The 17,336-nt window shown below is 67.4% G+C and carries 21 protein-coding genes and 1 tRNA gene; 2 read left to right on the top strand and 20 right to left on the bottom strand.

Annotation, left to right across the window (positions count from 1 at the left end; all coding sequences use genetic code 11):
- Positions 1 to 127: 127 nt before the first annotated feature.
- The 4 genes from RDU83_02345 to RDU83_02330 form a co-directional block, all read right to left on the bottom strand.
- Positions 128 to 1,297, bottom strand: a complete 1,170-nt coding sequence (locus RDU83_02345; GenBank protein ID MDQ7839851.1) for a radical SAM protein — start codon at positions 1,295 to 1,297, stop codon at positions 128 to 130.
- Between the two features lie 445 nt (positions 1,298 to 1,742).
- The gene (locus RDU83_02340) at positions 1,743 to 2,195 is read right to left on the bottom strand and encodes a hypothetical protein (protein ID MDQ7839850.1); all 453 of its coding nucleotides are present in this window, start codon (positions 2,193 to 2,195) and stop codon (positions 1,743 to 1,745) included.
- The gene (locus RDU83_02335; protein MDQ7839849.1) at positions 2,158 to 2,751 is read right to left on the bottom strand and encodes a nucleotidyltransferase domain-containing protein; all 594 of its coding nucleotides are present in this window, start codon (positions 2,749 to 2,751) and stop codon (positions 2,158 to 2,160) included. Before RDU83_02335 ends, RDU83_02340 begins: the two co-directional genes overlap by 38 nt.
- Positions 2,744 to 3,115, bottom strand: coding sequence for a hypothetical protein (locus tag RDU83_02330; GenBank protein MDQ7839848.1), 372 nt, complete (start codon positions 3,113 to 3,115; stop codon positions 2,744 to 2,746). Before RDU83_02330 ends, RDU83_02335 begins: the two co-directional genes overlap by 8 nt.
- Before the next feature lie 245 nt (positions 3,116 to 3,360).
- Here RDU83_02330 and RDU83_02325 point away from each other — a divergent pair, with 245 nt between their 5' ends.
- On the top strand, positions 3,361 to 3,501 hold the full coding sequence (locus tag RDU83_02325) for a hypothetical protein (protein MDQ7839847.1): 141 nt from the start codon (positions 3,361 to 3,363) through the stop codon (positions 3,499 to 3,501).
- Positions 3,502 to 3,581: 80 nt separating this feature from the next.
- Here the strand turns inward: RDU83_02325 and RDU83_02320 are convergent.
- Both RDU83_02320 and secG read right to left on the bottom strand, forming a co-directional pair.
- Positions 3,582 to 3,667: transfer RNA gene (locus RDU83_02320), tRNA-Leu, on the bottom strand.
- Positions 3,668 to 3,718: 51 nt separating this feature from the next.
- The gene (gene secG / locus RDU83_02315; GenBank protein ID MDQ7839846.1) at positions 3,719 to 3,937 is read right to left on the bottom strand and encodes a preprotein translocase subunit SecG; all 219 of its coding nucleotides are present in this window, start codon (positions 3,935 to 3,937) and stop codon (positions 3,719 to 3,721) included.
- Between the two features lie 225 nt (positions 3,938 to 4,162).
- Between secG and RDU83_02310 the strand changes: the two genes are divergently transcribed.
- On the top strand, positions 4,163 to 4,591 hold the full coding sequence (locus RDU83_02310) for an OsmC family protein (protein MDQ7839845.1): 429 nt from the start codon (positions 4,163 to 4,165) through the stop codon (positions 4,589 to 4,591).
- Positions 4,592 to 4,598: 7 nt separating this feature from the next.
- On the opposite strand, the gene tpiA is transcribed toward RDU83_02310, so the two are convergent.
- Genes tpiA through RDU83_02240 form a run of 14 tightly spaced genes read right to left on the bottom strand, consistent with a single transcriptional unit; the run spans position 4,599 to position 17,180 of the window.
- On the bottom strand, positions 4,599 to 5,354 hold the full coding sequence (gene tpiA / locus RDU83_02305; protein MDQ7839844.1) for a triose-phosphate isomerase: 756 nt from the start codon (positions 5,352 to 5,354) through the stop codon (positions 4,599 to 4,601).
- A 4-nt stretch (positions 5,355 to 5,358) separates the two neighbouring features.
- Positions 5,359 to 6,537, bottom strand: coding sequence for a phosphoglycerate kinase (locus RDU83_02300; GenBank protein MDQ7839843.1), 1,179 nt, complete (start codon positions 6,535 to 6,537; stop codon positions 5,359 to 5,361).
- Positions 6,538 to 6,548: 11 nt separating this feature from the next.
- Positions 6,549 to 7,562: a type I glyceraldehyde-3-phosphate dehydrogenase gene (gene gap, locus RDU83_02295; GenBank protein ID MDQ7839842.1), complete on the bottom strand. Its 1,014-nt coding sequence runs from the start codon at positions 7,560 to 7,562 to the stop codon at positions 6,549 to 6,551.
- 2 nt (positions 7,563 to 7,564) lie between these two features.
- Positions 7,565 to 7,912 (bottom strand): DUF1290 domain-containing protein, encoded by a 348-nt coding sequence (locus RDU83_02290; protein MDQ7839841.1) that lies wholly within the window; start codon positions 7,910 to 7,912, stop codon positions 7,565 to 7,567.
- 5 nt (positions 7,913 to 7,917) lie between these two features.
- Positions 7,918 to 8,679: a DUF881 domain-containing protein gene (locus tag RDU83_02285; protein ID MDQ7839840.1), complete on the bottom strand. Its 762-nt coding sequence runs from the start codon at positions 8,677 to 8,679 to the stop codon at positions 7,918 to 7,920.
- Positions 8,672 to 9,313, bottom strand: a complete 642-nt coding sequence (locus RDU83_02280; protein MDQ7839839.1) for a V-type ATP synthase subunit D — start codon at positions 9,311 to 9,313, stop codon at positions 8,672 to 8,674. Before RDU83_02280 ends, RDU83_02285 begins: the two co-directional genes overlap by 8 nt.
- A 32-nt stretch (positions 9,314 to 9,345) precedes the next feature.
- The gene (locus RDU83_02275) at positions 9,346 to 10,761 is read right to left on the bottom strand and encodes a V-type ATP synthase subunit B (protein ID MDQ7839838.1); all 1,416 of its coding nucleotides are present in this window, start codon (positions 10,759 to 10,761) and stop codon (positions 9,346 to 9,348) included.
- A gap of 4 nt (positions 10,762 to 10,765) precedes the next feature.
- Positions 10,766 to 12,526 carry a V-type ATP synthase subunit A gene (locus RDU83_02270; GenBank protein MDQ7839837.1) on the bottom strand — a complete coding sequence of 587 codons (1,761 nt, stop codon included), beginning with the start codon at positions 12,524 to 12,526 and terminating at the stop codon, positions 10,766 to 10,768.
- A 30-nt stretch (positions 12,527 to 12,556) separates the two neighbouring features.
- On the bottom strand, positions 12,557 to 12,874 hold the full coding sequence (locus RDU83_02265; protein ID MDQ7839836.1) for a V-type ATP synthase subunit F: 318 nt from the start codon (positions 12,872 to 12,874) through the stop codon (positions 12,557 to 12,559).
- Positions 12,867 to 13,898: a V-type ATPase subunit gene (locus tag RDU83_02260; protein MDQ7839835.1), complete on the bottom strand. Its 1,032-nt coding sequence runs from the start codon at positions 13,896 to 13,898 to the stop codon at positions 12,867 to 12,869. The genes RDU83_02265 and RDU83_02260 overlap by 8 nt, the downstream gene beginning before the upstream one ends.
- A 12-nt stretch (positions 13,899 to 13,910) precedes the next feature.
- Positions 13,911 to 14,498 (bottom strand): V-type ATP synthase subunit E, encoded by a 588-nt coding sequence (locus RDU83_02255; protein MDQ7839834.1) that lies wholly within the window; start codon positions 14,496 to 14,498, stop codon positions 13,911 to 13,913.
- Positions 14,499 to 14,507: 9 nt separating this feature from the next.
- Positions 14,508 to 14,831, bottom strand: a complete 324-nt coding sequence (locus RDU83_02250; protein MDQ7839833.1) for a V-type ATP synthase subunit K — start codon at positions 14,829 to 14,831, stop codon at positions 14,508 to 14,510.
- Between the two features lies 1 nt (position 14,832).
- Complete coding sequence (locus RDU83_02245) at positions 14,833 to 16,821, bottom strand: V-type ATPase 116kDa subunit family protein (protein ID MDQ7839832.1); 1,989 nt, start codon at positions 16,819 to 16,821, stop codon at positions 14,833 to 14,835.
- Positions 16,818 to 17,180, bottom strand: coding sequence for a V-type ATPase subunit subunit G family protein (locus RDU83_02240; protein ID MDQ7839831.1), 363 nt, complete (start codon positions 17,178 to 17,180; stop codon positions 16,818 to 16,820). Before RDU83_02240 ends, RDU83_02245 begins: the two co-directional genes overlap by 4 nt.
- Between the last annotated feature and the right edge of the window lie 156 nt (positions 17,181 to 17,336).

Raw genomic sequence — 17,336 nt, 5'->3', positions numbered from 1 at the left:
ACAAGGGCTTTCTCAAAGCACTTGTGGTGTTTGCGAGCAAGTACGGGTAGAACGCCGCGCATCGCTCGTCGGCCATTGTGTCGTTCCTCCTCTTCTGCGGAGTGCGTCGTGTCGGCGTGCGGGCCGCCTAGTAGAGATCCCCCAGCAGGTGGCGGTTCCCCAGCGCCACGTGCCGCAGGCCGGCGGCGCTGGCAGCGTCCAAGCACCGCTGCGCGTGGGCCCGCGAGGTCGTGGGCAAGTTCTCCATCAGGAAACTCGGGAAGAACGCCAGCAGCCGGTAGGGGATGTCGGGGTCGAGTGCGGCGATCACCCGGGCGATGGCGCCGACCTCCTCTGAGTCCACGTAGCCCGGGACCATGGGCGTACTGGCCACCACCAGCGGAGGGTCCGGGCGCTCCCGGGCGCGTGCGGCGGCGGCAGCGAAGTTCTCCAGGGTGCGGCGGTTGGAGAATCCGGTGAGTGCGATGTGGAGCGGCTCGCTGGCGGCCTTGAGGTCGAACTTGACGGTGCCGCCGCTTTCTAGCGACATGTCTACGATGCGGCGGAGGTAGGTCGGGTGCATGGTGCCGCTGGTCTCCCAGCAGATGCGCACGCGCCGGCCTGGACTTACCGTGTGCTCGCCCGCAGGGTACTTTCTGGCCGAGAGTTCTCCCACCGCACGCTCAGCGGCCAGGCGCGACGCTGTCAGGGCGTGTGGGAGTTGCGGGGTCGGGTCGCCCCCGAAGTAGCAGATGCAGGCGACGCGGTCGGTGGCCGCCTCGGCCAGCGCCGCCGCGCTCATCTGCGGGCTCAGCGTCTGCGCGTTCTGCATGTAGTGCCAGTTCTGGCAGAACAGGCAGTTCAGCGAGCATGCGCCGTAGAACACGGCCAGGTTAGCCTTCCCGGTAGCCCCCCGCATGGCCCCCCGCTCGCCGCAGACGTCCATGGCCACGCAGTTGGTGGGCAGGGGATCGTAGTACCAGTGGAGGACGCCGACCTCGGGGCCGCCAGCCAGCACCGCCATCCGCCCGCCCTGGTTCTCGCGTAGGTTGCAGTAGCCGCGCTGCCCCGGCGCCATGCGACACCCGTGCAGGCACAGAGAGCAGGGGACGCCGTCGAGCGCCTGCGGCGGCTCTTCTGGCAGGGAGAACAGCCGCCTGGAGCGGCGGTGGGCTGCCTGGGCCAGCGGCAGGGCGTGGTCTGGGTCGGTGCGGATGCAGGCCGCGCAGACGCGCATCTGCCTGGAGACCAGCACCGACTCTGCGCCGCACAGTCGGCAGCGCCCCTGCTGGAGGACTAGAGGCAGGATGTACTGCACACCGGTTCCCCCTCCACTTTCATCTTGCCACGGACAGCCCCGTCAGGCATACGGAAGGCAAGGTCGTCCAACGGTCCGCTAGGCCATTGCCGAACTGGTGAACGAGAGGTTTCTCCGCCGCGATCACGGCCGGAGCGCGTTCGCCACAGAGAAGTAGGTCGAGGAGGTAAAGATGTTGCCCGTCAACCTCGGCCGTCCAGACGCGCACCTGGAGGCCGAACTGACGGGCAACCTTGCCGGGGCCGTCCGGATGGCCTCGGGCGAAACATTGGTGGTAGCCGGGGCAGGATTTGGAGCCGATTCTAACAGGATGCCTGTGACTACCGTTCTTTGGACCTATGAGGGGGTGCGACAAGGGGAGCGGCAGATGCAGCGAGCAGGACTGGCGGCTTCACACCCGCACTCGTCGCAGGTGGGGCAAGTAGCGTCGCCAGCGGGGGCAGCGTCACTTGGGCAAGAAGTCGGGGTGCTCCGAGGCAAGCCAGGCGGAGAGCTGGTCTCGTAGGCGGCGCGCCGCATTAAGGGCAGCATCGGCTTCAGTGCTTGTGACGATACCGGTGCGCTCGCACACGGAGAGGCTGCGCTTCTTCCGGTAGTCCTGCAGTTCCTTGATCTGCGCTGGTGCGAGGCCCAGCGTGTATTCCAGGGATTCAATGAGCCGCCAGTGGTGGGCCAGGGCCCCATGCCGCACCCGATAGCCTGATGCGGCCAGTGCAGCGGCCGCAATGGCCAGGCCGGCGGTATGGGCATGCCCGAGTCGGCCGTCGTAGGACTCCACCGTCTCAGCGTCGCGTATCTCGCGGTCGGCGACCGCGCGCAGTTCGGTGATCAGGTCCTTGTCTGGCGGTTCTGCTACCAGATCACTCCGGTGCAAGTTCGCCCATTCGCTCAAGGTCATCGGGCGCTCCTATCAGCATGATCTTCGGTTCCTGTAAGACGCGCATCAGGAAGCGGTGCTTCCCTTTGAGCCTCTCCGCGAACTCATCCGGCGTGTAGACTGTCGGGGTGATCTCCCTGGCCAGGCGCTCCTGTGCAGGCAACAGCGCGCCTGAGATGTCAGCAAAAGAAGCGTCGCCAACGATGAGCACGTCCACATCGCTCTTCGTGTCTCCGCCCCCCTTCGCCATGCTGCCGAAGATGAACGCGAGTCGGATGCCTTGGACTTGGCTCAGAGCCTCCCGGACAACGTCCGCGATTCCGGCTGTCTTCACCATGAGTCGGTGCAGTTCGGGGTAGATCGGGCAGTCCTGGTTTGCCCGGTAGTAGGTCTGGTTCCCGCGCTTCTCCCGTAGGACGATCCCGGCATTGCTCAGCCTTCGCAGCTCGCGCTCGACCGCGCCCTTGCCGCCCTGCGTGGCCCGGACGACCTCACGCTGGTAGAACGCCTCGTCGGGCCGGGAGAGCAGCAAGGCGAGGATGTCTCTTCTGACCTTGGGCATTAGTGCATCAATCATGCTGCGCCCTCATTCTGGGGGCGGTTGTCCTCATTTTGGGGGCGGTTGTCAAGCCCGCGCAGCTCAACGCGTCCTTGCCAGCCACTCCAGCGCGCCCGGCGTCTGCCGCCAGTTGACTGCCGCGTCTGAGGCGTAGGCGACGACGTCGCCAAGAGAGGCACTGTGTCAGGCCCGCCCGAGCGCGCATGTACGGTCGAGTTTCCAAGATGCCGCAGAAGTGGCCCGCGTCTTCTTTGAAGGCCCGCTCACCCAGGGCGCGTTTGCCAGCGGCCGCTCCTTGCGCACACAAGCCCCGCGCCTGTTCCAGGGTGCGCGCCGATTCCTCGGCCAGCAGCACATGGGCATTGGCGCAGTCGGGCGAGATTCCAAGCGCCCTGCGAGCAAGTTGGACGCCCTCAGCACCCTCCGCCTGTTCCCGCCATCAGGTGGCCATGAACTGGTTCGCCTCGTCTATGTTCGCGAAGCTCTGCCCCGCCAGGAGGCGGTGGACATCGGACATGGTCTTCTCCAGCGCGCGGCGATCACGCAAGGGCGGGCGTGACGGGGCTGCTGCGCGATGCTCCCCGGTCCGGCCGCCGGAAGCGCCTCCGGCACGGGGCGGTTCGGAGCGTGGCCGAGCTGGAACGGGCCGTCCATCAGTATCTGCAAGAGAACAATACGCATCCCTGGCCGTTCATCTGGACGGCGACAGCGTCGTCGATCATGCGCAAGATCAAGCATTGCGAAGAAGCGCTAGACGCAGGACACTAGTCCGTCACAGATAGGGCTCCGGGCAGGAAGTGGCAAGGCGCAGGTGCCAGAGGACAGGGCATATACCGAACAAATGTTCGTGGTGCCGGGAGGGGGATTTGAACCCCCACGGGAAACCCCACACGCCCCTCAAGCGTGCGCGTCTGCCAAATTCCGCCATCCCGGCAGGTACAACACACGAGCCGATCAGGCAAGGGCGGCGGGACCGCCCCGCCCACTAGCGCCAGAAGGACAGAATGCCTCCTGTCAGCACGAACAGTATGGAGGCCGCGGCCGTGACACGGGTCATCAGCGACTCACGCGGCCGGGGGCCATGGAACATGCGGGCGCTCCCGCCGATGGCACCCAACCCCTCACCCTTCGGTCCCTGGAGCAGGATGATCCCCACCAGGGACAGCGAAACAATGATGTGAACAATGACCAGGGTGTCGTTCAACCCTTCCACCTCCAGACAGCAGTCCCGGGGCCGCCGGCCCCGGAACAACATCAATCGTAGCATCAGGAACTGGTCAAATCAACCGGTCCATCCCCCACACCTGCCCGCCACCCGGCGCGACGCCCTCCCGCCGACAGCACCGCCTTGACAGCACCGGAGCGCAACCGTGAACATACACTGGAGAACGTCACCCACTACAGAACAGACTGGCCAAGGGGAGGCGCAATGAACATTTCAGTTTCGTGGACTCCCGAGATGCGGTTCGATGCCACCGCGCCGGAGGGCACGCACTTCGCAATGGACGCGCACCGCGAGTTCGGCGGGAGTGGGGCAGGACCGACTCCGATGGAGACGGTGCTGGCCGCCCTGGCCGGCTGCACCGGCATGGACGTGGTCTCGATTCTCAAGAAGATGCGCGCGCCCCTTGAGGCGCTGACGATCGAGGTGAGCTCGGAGCGCGCCGCTGACCATCCCAAGGTGTTCACGGCGATCCACCTGCGCTACCGTGCCTCCGGGGCCGGACTGCAGAAGGAGCAGGTCGAGAAGGCGGCAAGTCTCTCGGAGGAGCGGTACTGCTCGGTGGCGGCGATGCTGCGGCACGCGGCGCGCATCACCTACGAGGTGATCGTGGAGGATACTTCCCCTACCGCATAGCGGGCGGTCAGATTGCGACCGCCCGCACGATCGCCGAAAAAGTGCCCGCGTTGAGGCTGGCGCCTCCCACCAGCGCGCCGTCCACATCGGGCTGGTTTACAAACTCGCCTATCGTCTCTGGCGTGACGCTGCCGCCGTAGAGAATGCGTATGCCTGAGGCGGCATCACCGAACCACTCACCTAACCACTCCCGCAGCAGCCGCGCGATGCGGTCGGCCTCGGCGCCGGTGGCAGGAACGCCGGTTCCAATGGCCCACACCGGTTCGTAGGCCACAACTATCTGAGCCGCCTGTTCACTCGCCAGGCCCAGCGTCCCTATTCGGGCCTGGGTCTGGATGATCCGCTCGGTCCGGCCGGCCTCTCGCTCGTCCAGCGACTCCCCAACGCAGAGGATCGGGATGAGCTCGCCGGAGGCGGCCGCCGCCACCTTCCGACCCACCGCCTCATCCTCCTCGCCCAGCAGCCGCCGGCGCTCCGAGTGCCCCACGATAACATAGGTACACCCCAGGTCCCAGAGCATCGCCGCGGAGATCTCGCCCGTGTAGGCGCCCTTGGACTCCCAGTGCAGATCCTGAGCGCCGAGCTCGACCGGCGATCCACCAAGCACGCGGCCGACCTCGGCCAGCGCCGTGAACGGAGGGCAGACGACCACGTCCACGGCGGCGATATCGGCCAGACCGGACGCCACCGCCGTGGCCAGGTCGCGCGCCTCGCCCACGGTCGCGTGCATCTTCCAATTGCCGGCTATGAGCGGCGTGCGCATCCCCCTACGCATCCTGCAGCACCGCGATTCCCGGCAGCTCCCGGCCCTCCAGGAACTCGAGCGACGCCCCGCCGCCGGTGGAGATGTGGGTCATGCGGCCGGCCAGACCGAACGCCTCGACAGCGGCCGCGGTGTCGCCGCCTCCCACCACCGTGACCGCGGAGGAGTCCGCCATGGCCTCGGCCACGGCCCGCGTGCCGCCGGCGAACGCGGGGATCTCGAAGACACCCATCGGGCCGTTCCATAGGACCGTGCCGGCGCCCCGGACGATGCCGGCGAACAGCGCGGCGGTCCTGGGGCCGATGTCCACGCCTGCCCAGCCCGGGGGAATTGCGGCGGCATCCACCACCTGGTGGTCGGCGCCGGCCTCCACCGCCGTTGCCACCACCACGTCCACGGGAAGCTCAAACCCCACTCCTCTGCGGGCGGCTTCGGCCAGCAGATCGGCGGCGAGCCCCAGGGAGTCCTGCTCGCAGATCGAGGCGCCGATCTCACGGCCCTGCGCGCGCAGGAAAGTGTACGCCATCCCTCCACCCACCAGCAGCGTGTCCGCGCGATCCAGCAGGTGCCGTATCACCCCGATCTTGTCGGACACCTTCTTCCCGCCCAGGATGGCGACGAACGGCCGGATCGGCGAGTCCAGCGCCTGGCCGAGGTGCGCCAACTCTTTCTCCAGCAGCAGCCCGGTCACCGCAGGCAGGTGCGCGGCAACGCCGGCCGTAGAGGCGTGCGCCCGGTGGGCGGTCCCGAAAGCATCGTTCACGTACAGGTCGGCCAGACCCGCGAGTTGAGCGGCGAAAGCCGGATCGTTGGCTTCCTCTTCCGCGTGGAACCTCAGGTTCTCGAGCAGGACCACGTCGCCCGCGACCAAGCGCGCGACCGCGTCCTCAACCGCAGGCCCGACGCAGTCCGGCAGCAGCGGGACGGGCCGTTCCAGCAGCGTCCCGAGGCGTTCGGCGACCGGCGCCAGGGTGAAGGCCTGGTCTGCGCGTCCCTTGGGCCGCCCAAAGTGGGAGGCCAGGATCACACGCGCGCCGCGCTCGAGAAGGTATTGTATGGTCGGCAGCGATTCGCGAATCCGGCGGTCGTCGGTGATCCGGCCGCCCTCCATCGGAACGTTGAAGTCGCAGCGCACCAGCACGCGCCGCCCGGACACATCGATGTCACGCACCGTCTTCTTCATCGTCAGGACACCTACAGGCCGCGCTCCGCCATGTAGTGCACCAGGTCGGCGATCCGGCACGCGTACCCCCACTCGTTGTCGTACCACGTCATGACCTTGGCCAGGGTGTCGCCCATCACCATGGTCAGCGGGCCGTCCACGATGCCCGATCGCGAATCGCCCTTGAAATCCATGGAGACCAGCGGGACCTCGCTGTACCCGAGGTAGCCCTTCATCTCGCCGTCGGCCGCCTGCTTGAAGGCGGCGTTGAGCGCCTCTGCGGTGGTCGGCTTCTCCAGCTCCACAACCAGGTCCACGACGGACACGGTGGGCGTGGGGACGCGCAGCGCGATTCCCGTCAGTTTCCCTTTCAGCTCCGGCAGCACCAGGAAGATCGCCTTGGCGGCGCCGGTGCTCGTGGGGATGATGTTCAGCGCCGCCGCCCTCGCCTCGCGCAGGTCGTCGCTGACCACGTCCAGGATGCGCTGGGTGTTGGTGTACGAGTGGACCGTGGTCATGAATCCCCGCTTAATCCCGAACCGGCGGCTGAGAACCTTGGCGGTGACAGAGAGCCCGTTGGTGGTGCACGAGCCGTTGCTGATGATTGCGTGCTGCTTGGGGTCGTAGAGCTCGTGGTTGACGCCCATATTGATCATGATGTCCTCACCCTTGCCCGGGGCGCTGATGATGACCTTCTTGGCCCCGCCCTGCAGATGCCCCCGCGACTTGTCGGCGGCGGTGAAGCGGCCGGTGGACTCGATCACGACCTCGGCGCCCGCCTGCGACCACGGGATCGCGGCCGGGTCGCGCTCGGCGAACACCGCGATCTCGCCTCCGTCCACTACCAGCTTGCCGTCGCGTGCCCCCACCGCTCCGGGATAGGTGCCGTAGTTCGAGTCGTACTTGAAAAGGTGTGCGTTCGTTTCCAGGTCGGCGATGTCGTTGATCGCCACCACCTGAACCTGGTCGGGATACCGCTCGCGCATCGCCCGAAGCGCCAGACGGCCGATGCGGCCGAACCCGTTGATGCCAATGCGGACTGTCATTGCTATCTCCCACCTTTCGTGTGACGTGCAATAAGATCACGCCGGATGAACCCGATGTTGTCGAAGATCCGGATGCTGAACGCGATTACCGCGCCCAGGTAGATGTCCAGCCCCAGGAGGTCGCCGATCCCGGCCAACAGCGCTGCGAACGAGGCGTTGACCACGAACCCCGTGAGGAAGATCATGAGGTCGAACCGGTCTTCCAGTTGCGCCCGCAGCCCGCCCAGGGTGGTGTCTATCGCCGCGAGAATTGCGATCGCGGTGTACTTGACATACCCCAGCGGGATCTGCACCGAGAACAGAAATCCCAGGGCGACACCCAGAACCAGTCCGATGATCGGCAGCCACATCGTCCCTACTCCTTCCCCTCGACAGAGGCGTGCTCAAAACGGAAGGTACCGCGGTAGGGCGGCAACTCCACGAGTTCGCGAGGCGCCACCTTCACCGGGAAACCGAACGCCGTCAACAGCTCAATCGCTCCGCCGTTCCGCCGCAGGACCTGGACCAACTGCTTGGGCTCGCCCACCGCCTCGATCAGGAAGGGCGGAGCCAGGCGTTTGGTGTTGGCGAGAATCGTGGTGCCGACGCAGGAGATCCCGGTGGTGCCCACGATCCGCTCGCCGTTCAGCGCAATCGCCTCGGCACCCGCCGCCCACAGCTCCGCGACCACGCCTTGGATATCTGAATAGTGCAGGATGGTCTTGTTGGGATCCTCGCCGGCCTGGGGCGGCCGCGTGCTGTCGTTCAGTTCCACCGTTATCCCAGGGCCCACCAGCGCCGTGATGCCCGCCAGCGCCCGAAGCTCCGCAAGGTCGCGGCTCATCTTCGCGGCCGTGGTTCGGCCTTCGGCCGAGACCCTCTCGTATGCCACCAGCCGGCCCCGCAGCTCGGCGACCTGGGACTCCAGCGCCGCGCGGCCGCGCTCCTGATCCCGGAGCAGGAAGGCCAGCTCCTCCAGTTGCGTGGAAGGGATGCGCAGGGTTCGCCGGATCTGCCACTCGGTCCGAACCTGTGCCACAACCAGATAGCCTACCAGCGCCAGCACGAGGGCCAGGGCTGCCGGCCAGCGAGCAGCCGCCAGCGTTGGGGTACGCCCGCTCCGCTCCTCGTTATGCACCGCTCTTCTTGGCCTCGAGCTTCTTCTTGATGCGCTTAAGGCGGAAGACGTCCTCTCGGGCGCGCTGTTCCAGCACCGAAGCGATGTAGCGGGTCTCGGCGGCAAGCCGCGGTATGACCACCTGCTCCAGCGCGTTAACGCGGCGGGTGGTCTTCTTGATCTCCTCGCCTATCCTGCGGAGCTTGACCTCGGTTGCACCCACTGCAATGATGGACGCGAGCACCTCCTCAAAGTTGGAGGCGCTCTCGATGGTCCGGGCGCTGGTGGCGACGGGGTTCTGACCCCGCTCCAGCAACGGCCGGCGCACCTCGGGCAGCGTCACCTCGGGAATCCGGGTGCCCCAGAGGCTGCGGATCTCGATGTCCATCAGGATGTCGCGGCCCGCCGAGAGCGCGGCCGCCTCCAGCGCCTCCCTGCCCTCCCAGGCCTTGGCCAGAGAGAGCGCGACGTACGAATCGCGGCAGGCGGCGGAAAGTGACTCGCGGGCTGCGAGCGACTCGCGAACGATCTTGAAGAAGTCGGCAACCAGCGCGTCCCTCTTGCGCTTGAGGAGATCCACGCCCTGCTGCGCGACGCGCAACTGGTTGCGCCGCGCCAGCAGGTTCATCCGGGTTGGGCTGATCACCTCTGCCATGCCGTGGGTTCTCCGTCCTCGCCCTGCCCGGGCTAGATCCGGGTGGTCCTATCCTCCCAGATCTTCTCCATCTGCTCGCCGTAGTACTTGTTCACGTGATCCTGCTTGACGCGCTTCAGCTCGCCGCGGGGGAAGCCCGAGAGCAGCCTCCAGCCCATGGCAAGCGTCTCCTCGATGGTCCGGTCGGTCTCACCCTGGCCCAGGAAGCGGCGCTCGAACTCCTCCGCGAACCTGAGGTAGAGCCGGTCTTGGTCGGTGAGCGCTTCCTCGCCGATGATGGCCACCAGCCGGCGCAGGTCCACGCCGTTGGCATAGGAGGCGAAGAGCTGGTCCTTGACGTTGGCGTGATCGGCGCGGGTCCGGTTGGGGCCGATGCCGTCGTTCATCATGCGCGAGAGACTGGGCAGCGGGTTGATCGGCGGGTAGACGCCGTTGCGGTGCAGCGCGCGGCTGAGTACGATCTGTCCCTCGGTGATGTAGCCGGTCAGGTCAGGGATGGGGTGGGTGATGTCGTCGTCGGGCATGGTCAGTATCGGTATCTGCGTGATAGAGCCTTTGCGGCCGAGCACGCGGCCTGCCCGCTCGTAGATCATCGCCAGGTCGGTGTACATATAGCCGGGGTAACCGCGCCGGCCCGGGATCTCCTCGCGCGCCGCGCCGATTTCACGAAGCGCCTCACAGTAGTTGGTCATGTCCGTGAGGATAACCAGGACCTGCATGTCGAGATCGAAGGCCAAGAACTCGGCGGTGGTCAGCGCCATGCGCGGGGTCATCAGCCGCTCGATCGCCGGGTCGTCGGCCAGGTTGAGGAAGACCACGCTGCGGGCCAGCGCGCCCGTTGCCTCAAACTGCTCGATGAAGTAGGCCGCCTCACGCTGGGTGATCCCCATCGCGGCGAAGACGACCGAAAACTCCTCGCCCCCTCCCAGCACCTTGGCCTGACGCGCGATCTGCGCGGCGATCTCGTTGTGCGGCAGCCCGGCGCCCGAGAAGATCGGAAGCTTCTGCCCGCGTACCAGCGTGTTGAGACCGTCAATGGAGGAGATGCCGGTCTGGATGAACTCCTGCGGCCGCTGCCGGGCCACTGGGTTTATGGGCGTGCCGATGATGGGCAGCCGTTTCTCGGGAATGATCGGTGGGAGGCCGTCAATAGGATCGCCCAGCCCGCTGAACCGCCGGCCTATCATGTCGCGCGAGCAGGCGATTCGCGCCACGTCCTCGCGCAGGCTCACGGACGTGCGGTCCAGGTCCAGCCCGGCGGTTTCCTCGAAGACCTGGATCACCGCGTTCTTCTCCGAAATCTCGATCACCTGGCCCCCGCGTATGCCGCCTTCAGCCATGTGAATGTTCACGATGGCGCCGTAGGCCAGGTCGCGCGCACCCTCGACGAACAGCAGCGGGCCCGAGATGTAAGAGATGGACCGGTACTGCTTGGTAGCCAGCGACATCGCGCTACGCACCTCCTGCTGGAGCCTTCGCCCCGAAGGCCTCGGGCAGCTTCCCAAACCAGGACTGGATGTGTGCCCCAAACTCGTCCTTGGGCACTTCCTTCAGGCGGGCGATCTCCTCAACCTGCTTGAGGTTAAGGATCTCGTCCATCGGCATGCCGCTCCGTAGGGCCGCGCCCGCCTCGTCGTAGAACACCAGGATCGCCCTCAACATGCCGCAGGCTTTGTCCATCGGGCAGTGGGCGTCCACCTCGGAGAACGAGGACTGCTGCAGGAAATCCTCGCGCAGCATCTTGCCGACCTCGATCACCAGCCGCTGGTCGTCCTGCAGCGCGTCGGGGCCGACGAGCTGCACGATCTCCTGCAGCTCCGCCTCCCGCTGGAGCAGCGCCGAGGCCCGGTCGCGCAGCGTTTCGAAATCCTCGGGCATGTGCTCCCGGTACCACTCCTTGAACAACGGGGTGTAGAGGCTGTACGACCGCAGCCAGTGGATCGCCGGGAAGTGCCTCCGGTTGGCAAGCCCGGCGTCCAGCGACCAGAACGTCCCTGTGATGCGCAGCGTCGCCTGCGTCACCGGCTCGGATAGGTCACCACCGGGTGGAGAGACCGCGCCCACAACCGTCACCGAGCCATCCCTCTCGGGTTGCCCCAGGCAAACAGCGCGGCCGGCCCGCTCGTAGAAGGCGGCCAGCCGGCTGGACAGGTATGGCGGGTATCCCTCCTCGGCGGGCATCTCCTCCAGCCGCGAGGATATCTCGCGCATCGCCTCGGCCCAGCGACTGGTCGAGTCCGCCATCACCGCCACCTTGTACCCCTGGTCGCGCCAGTACTCCGCCATGGTAATGCCGGTGTAGACCGAGGCCTCACGCGCCGCCACCGGCATGTTGGAAGTATTGGCTATGATCACCGTGCGCTCCATCAGGGGCCGCCCGGTGCGCGGATCCTCCAGCTCGGGGAACTCGTCCAGCACGTGGGTCATCTCGTTGCCACGCTCGCCGCAGCCCACGTAGACGATGACGTCGGCGTTGGACCACTTGGCCAGCGTTTGCTGCATGACGGTCTTGCCGGAACCGAACGGGCCCGGGATCGAGGCCGCCCCGCCCATTGCCACCGGGAACAGCACGTCAATGATGCGCTGCCCCGAAATGAACGGCTCGCGTGGATCGCGCTTCCGCGCCACCGGCCGCGACACGCGTACCGGCCAGCGGTGCATCAAGCGCAGCTCGGTGCCGTCGGAGAGGCGGGCAATCACGTCGTCCACCGTGAATTCACCCGCGTGGATCTGGGTGACCTCGCCGCCGCGGGAAGACGGCGGCACCATGATGCGGTGTTCAAACCCGAACTCAGTCACGGTCCCGATCACGTCGCCGGGGCCCACCCGCGTCCCGGGGGTTGCGGCCGGGGAAAACGCCCACCGCCGCGAGCGATCCAGCGCTTCGGTGACGGCGCCGCGCGCGAGGAAGTCGCCCTTCTGCGCGCGGAGGCTGGCGAGCGGCCGCTGGATCCCGTCGAAGATACCGGTCAGCAGCCCGGGGCCGAGCTCGACCGCCAGCGGCGCGCCGGTGCTCGCGACGGGCTCGCCGATCATCAGGCCCGAGGTGTCCTCGTAGACCTGGATGAACGCGGTGTTCCCATCGAGGCGGATGATCTCGCCCAGCAGGCCCTCGTGGCCCACGTGCACCAGATCGTACATGCGCGCTCCGGGGATCCCCCGGGCGATGACCGCCGGCCCGGCGATCTTGATGATGTTGCCCTGGATCGTCATGGCAGTCCCTCCATACACTCCGGCCGTCCGCTAGCGCAACTTCACATAGAAACCGATGTGCTCTTTCACCAGGCGCGCCACGTACGCCTCGCCGCCCTCGATCTGGGCGTGGGGCGCCGGAAACGGAACGATGATGGGGAGATCGCGGTCGCGCAGCAGACGCGCGCGCTCTTCCTTGGCGCCCTCCAGCAGCGTCTCGTTCACGGCGACCAACCCGTAGTCCAGCGTTACGAAGTGGCGCAGGTGCTCCAATGCCTCCGCAGGAGTACCGGCCTCCCGCACCTCGGCACCCGCCAGCCGGAAGCCGGTAGCCGTCTCGGGGTCGGTGATCACCGCCAGCCTAAACACGGACCATCTCCCGCCGCACCGCCTCGCGCGGCAGCCCCAGGAACGCACCCCGCGCCACCAGGCGGAGGTTGGCCACCTCGTAGGTCTTCAGCGCCAGGTACCCGATCACGATGTCCAGTCCGAGCGGATCGCCACGATAGCGCCCGGCCAGCGCCTGCGCCGTCGCCAGATCCAGGGCACGCTCAAACTCGATCGGGGTCTCCGGGAGGTCGCGGATCGGAAAGCCGCTGAGCCGCAACTTCTGCCAGGCCGACGCCCGCGTGCTCGGTGCGGACAGGGCCAGGAACAGCTCCGCAGGGAGCATCACGCCGCCGGGAATGAAGAAGCGCAGCCGCGCCTCCTCGTCCAGCCCCTCGGCCGAGTCCAGCTTGAGCGCGGTCTTGGCGTTCGCCGCGTCTATCTCGGCGTGGAGCACCTCGCGGAGCACCGTCGCGTCGCTGCTGCGCCCCCGGGTTTGCCGCATGCCGCGCTCGACATAGGCGCGATCCAACAGCAGCTCGAAAGCGAGGAGATCCTGGTTCCCGGCATAACCCGCCATGGCCTCGGCCGCTACCTGCGCGAAGGGATGCCCCACCGCCTCCAACGTGCCGACCACGCCGGCGATGTCGGGCGCTGCGACCATCTCCTTGAGGGCGGCCTCGCCCAGCGTGCCCGCGGGCAGCAGCGCTGCCATCACCTCGCCGTCCGACCGGCCGGCATGCTTGCCGCGCACTATTACCCGGAGGTTCACCAGGTCCCACCGCAGCAGGACCACCTCGATCAGCGCCCGGGGCCGGCCGTCGGCGAACCCCAGGATCTTCCGCGTGGTGCGCCGTAGGTTCCTGGCCAGTGCTTCGTCCACGGCCCGGACGCCCTCGAATCGCACGAGGGCCTCCTGGAGGTCGCCGGCGTAAGGCGTGGAGGCCATGGCCTGCAGGAACGCCGGCAGCGTCGTGAACCCCAGCAGCTCATCGAGCTGCGCGGCGGTCAGCAGCCGGCTGCGCATCGCGCGCACCCGCGCGTTGATGTACGGAAAGTCAGGCATCGCGCCGGACCGCTACCCCCACAACTTCCTGGCCACCTCGGCCGCCAGCGCCGGTCGCGCGCGGCCGAGCCGTGAGGCCAGGGTGTTTGTCACTACGAGGCGCCCGTCGGGCGAAGAGAGACGCGCCCCGCCGCTGATCGCAGGGTCGGCGCAGTTAGTCGCCTCCCACCCGTGCTCGCGGATCAGCGCCTCGGCCATCTTCTGGTCCGCAGGGGCCACCGACACAACGCCACGGCCACTCAGGGCCGCCAGCCCCTCTTCGATGAGCCGGCGCAGGACTTCCGGGTAGCGCCGGACGTCGGCGGCCAGCGACTCCAGGGCGGAGGAAGCCTGCGCGAACACGCGGGAGATCTCGTCCTCCTTGGCCTGCAGAACCAGCGACGAGGCCCGCAGCATCGCGGTGCTCTTCGCCTTGACCAGCGCCGCGCGCGCGTCGGCCTGGAGCCGCTCCCGTGTCGCTGCGAGTCCCTCATCGGCCGCGCGGTGTGCCTCGGCCCGGATGGCATCAGCCTGCGCCTCGGCCTCCGCCAGGAGCCGCTCGCGCTCGGAGGTGGCCTCGCGTTCGAGCAGCGCAATCAGCTCAGAATCCGTTCCCGCCATTGCCCGGTCCTAGATCTTCTGGACGATGAAGAAAGCGATGACGAAACCAAGGATGATCATGGTTTCCGGAAGGACCAGGAAGATCAGCATCTGGCCGCCGATCTCCGGGCGCTCGGCCATGGCGCCGGCCGCGGCCGCGCCGATGCGCGACTGTGCCCACGCGGTTCCAATCGCGCCGAACGCCACCGCCAGCGCCGCGGCCAGCCCCAGCAGCCCGTGAGCCATCGTGATCTGCTTGACCTCCGCAGCCGGGGCTTCAGCCGCCAGCGCGACCGACGCGGTCGCGAGCAGCATCACACTCAACGTCAAGACGATGAACACCGCCTTCTTCAAACTAGTCACCTCCTGTTTTGTGCAGCGGCTGATATGAGTTGCCTGTCTCATCATGGTACTTCACCTTGGTCAGGAACTCGACCCAGTTCAACCGGGCGGGCTGGATGACGTGGCCGGCGAACGTGAACGCGAAGAAGATCATCTGGATGAGCATGCCGGCGACCACGCCGACCCACACCGGCCCCATTGCGCCGCCCAGCTCGTTGGACACGTTCGCAAGCACTGCCGCCGCCAGGCCCACGCCGAACAACCGGGCGTATGAGAGCACGTTGCCCATGCCGGAGATCACCTCGAGCAACCACATGAGCGAGAACGGCTTGAGCACGACCCCGACCAGAAAGAACGCGAGGAACCCTCCGGCCAGCACGACGCCCAGTCCCATCAGGCTCGGCGGGACGATGTTGCCCATGCCCCCAAGCAGCAGGAGCAGGGCGGCGACGCCGCAGAGCATCGCCAGGGACTCCAACACCCCAACCAGGTGACGGTGGCGCACCGCCAGCACCATGTGGAGAAAGTACCCCAGCGCCACCTGCACAGCGCCGACGGCCACGGTCATGTAGAAGAAGGCGGTTGCCTGGGTCACGCGATTGAAGATCGGATGCCACCCGAAGTGGTGCTCGATAAGATTGCCGAAGATCTCGAGATAGAGGACCCCGAAGAGGATCACCCACGTGGCCATAACCCGGATGACCCACGAGATGTCGGCAAGCACTGTTGGGGTGATGCGCATCCCCATCTTGATGCTGCCCAGTGCGACGTCCCAGGCCTCTCCACGGCGGGCCTTGCCGCGCATCCACCAGCCGAGTGCGAACAGCATGGAGCCGTATGCCACGTCACCGATGACCATCCCGACGAACACCGGAAAGAAGACCGCCAGATAGATCGTGGGGTCCAGCGTCCCGTACCGCGGCGGCTTGAACAACCCCAGCATGCGCTGGAACGGCCTGATCACCGAGGGGTTGTCCAGCATTACCGGCACCGCCGCGGCGTCGTGTGGATCGGCCGGCAGGTCCTGAACGAGCACGTCGCGACCGAACCTGGCCTGCAATGTGCCGCGCACTTCGGCTATGCGATCGGCAGGCGCCCAGCCGTGCAGGATGAAGGCGTAGTGCGACTGTGCAAGATGAACCATCGCGCGGAACTGCGCGAGCCGATCGGTGGCCAGCGCCAGCAGCGCCTCCACCATGGGGCGGTGCCGGCGAGAGACATCGGCCAGCGACGCGGTGATGCCGGCCAGCTCGCCCGGCAGCTCGGCGCGCCGACGCTCCATCTGGCGCACCGCCTCGGCAGGCCCCTCAGCGGAGAAGCGGGCGGGCAGGCGCAGCTCGCTGATCCCCGCCCTGGTGAGCCATCCTCGGATCGTCTCCGCGTCGCGGTGCAGAAACGCCACGACAACGCCGATCTTGCCCTCCTCGATCGTGCGGCTGGCCACCTCGATGCGGCCGCCGGTCAACTCGCTGAGATGGTTGCGCAGTGAGGTGACGACCGAGAGGTCCTTGCCGCGCAGGATGAAACCCACGGACTCCAGGGCCCGGCTGCCCGAAAGCGCGCCGAGCAGCGGGGAGAGCACGCGGAGCGCGCTCTCGTAGGTCTGGATCAGATCGAGCTCTTCCTCGGCTTCGAGCCGCCGCCGGGTAAGGGCCGCCACCTCGGTCTCGATACCGGCCAGCGCCGCGTCGAGCGTCTCGGGATCCGCGAGCGCCTCGGAATCCGATGGGTCGCCATCCGCCAGGGAAGCCGCCGCGGAGTCGCCCGGCGCCGGGGGCACGGCCGGAAGCAGGATGAGCAAACCGGAGGCGCGGTGGTGGGCGCGCTCGATCGCCGCCTGTGCCGCCGAGGCCTCCTCGTCGAGCCGCACCGCACTGACAGATCCGTCCGGGGCCTCGACTCGATCGATGTGCAGAGATCCGATGCGCTGGACTTCCTCCACGACCCCGCCGAGCAGCCGCTTGGGGCCGAAGACCAGCACCCGGCGCATCTCGACGATCATTCGCCGCCCGTGACCACGTGCTCCACCACGCCTGCCACCGCCGCCTCGAGCCGGCCCGCCGCCCGCTTGCGCAGGTTCTCGACCTCGCGCTCGGCGCGGGCCTGGGCCTCGTGCTGGATCCGCTGGGCCTCTTCGGCGACCTGCCTCTCCGACTCGCCTGCCAATCGGGCGGCCTCGGAGCGGGCGTCGCGGGCGATCTGCTCGGCTTGACCCCGCGCCTGGGCGACGATGGCCGCGGCCTCGTCGCGGGCGGCCGCAATCTGGGCCTCAAGCTCGCGCTCCCGGTCGGCGATGACCTTCAGGAAGTGCTCGCCGGTGCGGTGGTCGTCCTTGTGACCTGCTGGGTTCTTTTCTCCCATGGCCCCCGGCTCCCTAGAATCCAGCCAGCAATAAACCCCCAGGACGCAGCGCCCCGGGGGCTCACTCCACAACTCAGACTAACAGACCCCCCTTGACCCGTCAAGATGGGCCGAAATCCAACCACCGCGCGGGTTTCCGTCGTTCTATCGAGCCCC

This window comes from bacterium, from assembly GCA_031082185.1.
In the GTDB taxonomy this organism is placed as follows: domain Bacteria; phylum Sysuimicrobiota; class Sysuimicrobiia; order Sysuimicrobiales; family Humicultoraceae; genus VGFA01.
The sequence above is the reverse complement of the archived record's forward strand: the minus strand, read 5'-3'. Positions and strand labels throughout refer to the sequence as shown.

What these genes read in the sequence shown, in the direction of transcription:
- RDU83_02290 (MDQ7839841.1), bottom strand. Translation starts at nt 7,912, where the DNA reads ATGTGGCTGCCGATCATCGGACTGGTTCTGGGTGTCGCCCTGGGATTT.
- RDU83_02310 (MDQ7839845.1), top strand. Translation starts at nt 4,163, where the DNA reads ATGAACATTTCAGTTTCGTGGACTCCCGAGATGCGGTTCGATGCCACC.
- RDU83_02335 (MDQ7839849.1), bottom strand. Translation starts at nt 2,751, where the DNA reads ATGATTGATGCACTAATGCCCAAGGTCAGAAGAGACATCCTCGCCTTG.
- RDU83_02240 (MDQ7839831.1), bottom strand. Translation starts at nt 17,180, where the DNA reads ATGGGAGAAAAGAACCCAGCAGGTCACAAGGACGACCACCGCACCGGC.
- RDU83_02255 (MDQ7839834.1), bottom strand. Translation starts at nt 14,498, where the DNA reads ATGGCGGGAACGGATTCTGAGCTGATTGCGCTGCTCGAACGCGAGGCC.
- RDU83_02280 (MDQ7839839.1), bottom strand. Translation starts at nt 9,313, where the DNA reads ATGGCAGAGGTGATCAGCCCAACCCGGATGAACCTGCTGGCGCGGCGC.
- gap (MDQ7839842.1), bottom strand. Translation starts at nt 7,562, where the DNA reads ATGACAGTCCGCATTGGCATCAACGGGTTCGGCCGCATCGGCCGTCTG.
- RDU83_02245 (MDQ7839832.1), bottom strand. Translation starts at nt 16,821, where the DNA reads ATGATCGTCGAGATGCGCCGGGTGCTGGTCTTCGGCCCCAAGCGGCTG.
- RDU83_02340 (MDQ7839850.1), bottom strand. Translation starts at nt 2,195, where the DNA reads ATGACCTTGAGCGAATGGGCGAACTTGCACCGGAGTGATCTGGTAGCA.
- RDU83_02260 (MDQ7839835.1), bottom strand. Translation starts at nt 13,898, where the DNA reads ATGCCTGACTTTCCGTACATCAACGCGCGGGTGCGCGCGATGCGCAGC.
- tpiA (MDQ7839844.1), bottom strand. Translation starts at nt 5,354, where the DNA reads ATGCGCACGCCGCTCATAGCCGGCAATTGGAAGATGCACGCGACCGTG.
- RDU83_02275 (MDQ7839838.1), bottom strand. Translation starts at nt 10,761, where the DNA reads ATGTCGCTGGCTACCAAGCAGTACCGGTCCATCTCTTACATCTCGGGC.
- RDU83_02270 (MDQ7839837.1), bottom strand. Translation starts at nt 12,526, where the DNA reads ATGACGATCCAGGGCAACATCATCAAGATCGCCGGGCCGGCGGTCATC.
- RDU83_02300 (MDQ7839843.1), bottom strand. Translation starts at nt 6,537, where the DNA reads ATGAAGAAGACGGTGCGTGACATCGATGTGTCCGGGCGGCGCGTGCTG.